This window comes from Nonomuraea sp. B12E4 (assembly GCF_039871825.1).
In the GTDB taxonomy this organism is placed as follows: Bacteria; Actinomycetota; Actinomycetes; order Streptosporangiales; family Streptosporangiaceae; genus Nonomuraea.
Genome location: NZ_JBDPME010000073.1, coordinates 1 through 2,678 on the forward strand (window position 1 = coordinate 1; position 2,678 = coordinate 2,678).

Genomic DNA, 2,678 nt, shown 5'->3' on the forward strand with positions numbered 1-2,678 from the left:
CCCCTCCTCCGTTGACGTAGGGCCAGATCGTGTTGGCGATGATTTGGCCGTCGCCAGCCTGCTCCGGGTATCTCTCGGGATAACCCGACACCTGGACGGCTTGGCACACTTCGCCGATTGGCGCGGTTTTCCACCTGTCGTTGGGATAGAGCCGGAGCATCTTGTTGAGGAAGGCGTTGGTGGCCCAGGTAGGGTCGAGGCGATTTCTGTCGCTGCCCCATGAGTCGAGTTGCTGGAACAGTCCCAGACTGGTGTGGTCGACCTTCTCACTGATGTTCTGGATGCTGCTCTCGACGATGACGGTGGTAATGGCGATCGCCGCGGCCCGGGCGTCGAGTCCGCGGTCGCGGACGGCTTTGATGACCATTCGCGCGCAGGAGACGCGGTAGGCGTCCATGTAGCCGCGCATCTTGGCGTTGAGGGTGTTGTTGAGCCGGGCGGCCAGGCTGGCGTCGAGGGCGGTGGTGCCGCGGGGATCGCAAGGGGCGAGCTGGTAGGCGGCTGCTGTGATTGGGACCGGATCGGCCAGGGCGGGATTCGTCGTGGCTGAGATGATTAGACCGGTGATGACTGCCGTGGTCGTGACGCCGGTACGAAGTATGAGGGATCTGAACATGAGAGGGGCTCCTTCGGAGAGTGCGGCCGACAAGGCCGGTTCTGTCGCAGGGGAGCGGCCCGCGGCGGGCAGGACAGGGACCGACGGGCCGGGCGCGGATGTCATCGGCATGGCGCAGGTCCGGATGGGAGTTCCTGCCTTGAGCGGGCCCGTGTCGTGCGCCGTGGGCGTTCGGTGAGTGGGCGGGCGCGTGCCCAGGACGAGGCCTCCGCCGATGGGGGTCGAGTTGAACGGGCCGGAGACGTACCACTCGCTGGCATGGGAGGCGCCGTTCTTCCAGACGTGGTAATTGAAGCTGCCGCCCGGAATGGGGTCGGCGACGCGGTCGCCTACGGCCGAGACGTTCCAGCAGCCGGATTCCATTCACCGGAGTTGCCGAAGGCGTATCCGCTGGAGGCCCACCGCCAGATCGTCATGGTGCCGTTACCGTCATCACGCATCATGGCGGGCTCGGCCTTGCAAAGGCAGTGACCACCGGCATCGTCCACCAACCGCGAGAGATGAGGGTGTGTTGTCCCGGTGACGTCATGACGGGAAGCTTCGGTTGTGCCGATCCAAGTACGGTCCAAATCGGCTCCAAACTATTCAAGGCTGATCACGGAACGCGTCCCACAATCGGCTGGCCGTATGGCCTACAAGGACCGGGAATCAAAACGTGGGCGCATCTCCCTCTTCTTTCGCCGCGGTTTGCGCACCGTCCGCTGTTCACCTTGAGGGCCGGCCAGGCGCCGGACGGCTACCGGACGCCGGACCTCGCCGAAGTGGACTTGCTTCTCTGTGAGGTGCCGACACACCTGGGATGTGCCGTATGCGTGGATAGCGTCGAGAACAGGACGAAGGGAATCACCACTGATCTTTCAGAAGCTCAGCGGCGGGCGGCGACGCCGTCGTCGAGCGACGAAATCGAAGCCGTGGTCGTAGCGACCGACGCCGTGATACTGCGGTCCGCTCCAAGAACGCTGTAATGCGGATGCGCTGACACGGTCAGGCCGCACCGTGGATGACTGCCAGGGCGACGAAGGGAGGCTGGTCGGAGCCGGCGAAGATGGCGGGGGCGCGGGTCAATGGCCGGGCTGCCAGCCGGGCTTTAGGAGCCGGTGGCCGACCGGGCCCTGACGCAGGGCGGCCTGCGGTGTGGCCATGATGTGCGCAGCCTGCTCAGCCAGTTGCAGCGCGCGTTCCGGATCGCGCTGCAACTGATCGGCAGTCCCGAGTGGCGATCTGATGGGAGCGCGCCCGATCGTGCTCCAGTTGCGCTTGGCGAGCCTGTTGTAGCGCAGAGCCGCAGCCCTCACTTGTGAGCAGCCCGCAACGCTTGGAGCCGATTTTGATCGTATTTGGATCAGAACAACCGAAGCTCCCCTCATGACACATCCTTCGGAGAACATCCCTCTCCTGTCACGCGGCCTGTGGACGATGCTGGCGGTCACCGTCATCGCCTCGGGCACGGCCGCGGTCTCCTCCACACCGGCAGCAGCGACCGGGGTGTCTCGTCCGGCCGTCACATCGGTTGACCAGGAGCCGCCGCCCGGAGACCCGCCGCTGCCGGAATACCCTGGGCTGCCGCGGGAGGAACCGATCCGCCCCTTCGCGGTGGACACTACGCCATTACCCTGCGGCGACAACGGCGCTGACAAGGCCCTGACCCGGGACCAGGTGCTCACGCGAGCGCGCAGTTGGTTGGACGTCGGCGGCGTCCCGTACAGCCAGGGAAGGTGCTATCGCAACTCCTTCGGCGACTACCGCACGGACTGCTCCGGATTCGTCTCGATGGCCTGGGGGCTCGGCGGATCCGGAAGCGCCTTCTGGACCGGCAACCTGATGAACAGGGCGGAAACGATCTCCCGCAGTGACCTGCAGCCCGGGGACGCGCTCCTGCGGCATACCGGCGATCCGAGCGAGAACCATGTGGCGTTGTTCGTCCGATGGGCAGACAGCGCTCGCACGCAGCCGGTCGTCATCGAACAGACCGGCAGCGCGGGCACCATCCAACGCACCTGGACCGCCGGTAATGCCAGCCTCTATACGCCCATTCGCTACGACAACATCGGCGGAGGAGGGC

At 65.6% G+C, this 2,678-nt stretch carries 2 protein-coding genes; one reads left to right on the top strand and one right to left on the bottom strand.

Annotated features, from left to right (window positions below):
- Nucleotides 1-616 (bottom strand): hypothetical protein (locus ABGB18_RS49230; RefSeq protein ID WP_347702642.1); only part of this gene is annotated, 616 nt, incomplete at its 3' end.
- Nucleotides 617-2,032: 1,416 nt separating this feature from the next.
- On the opposite strand from ABGB18_RS49230, the gene ABGB18_RS49235 reads away from it, so the two are divergent.
- Nucleotides 2,033-2,678, top strand: a 646-nt coding sequence (locus ABGB18_RS49235) for an NlpC/P60 family protein (RefSeq protein WP_347702643.1), incomplete at its 3' end; no start/stop codon positions are given.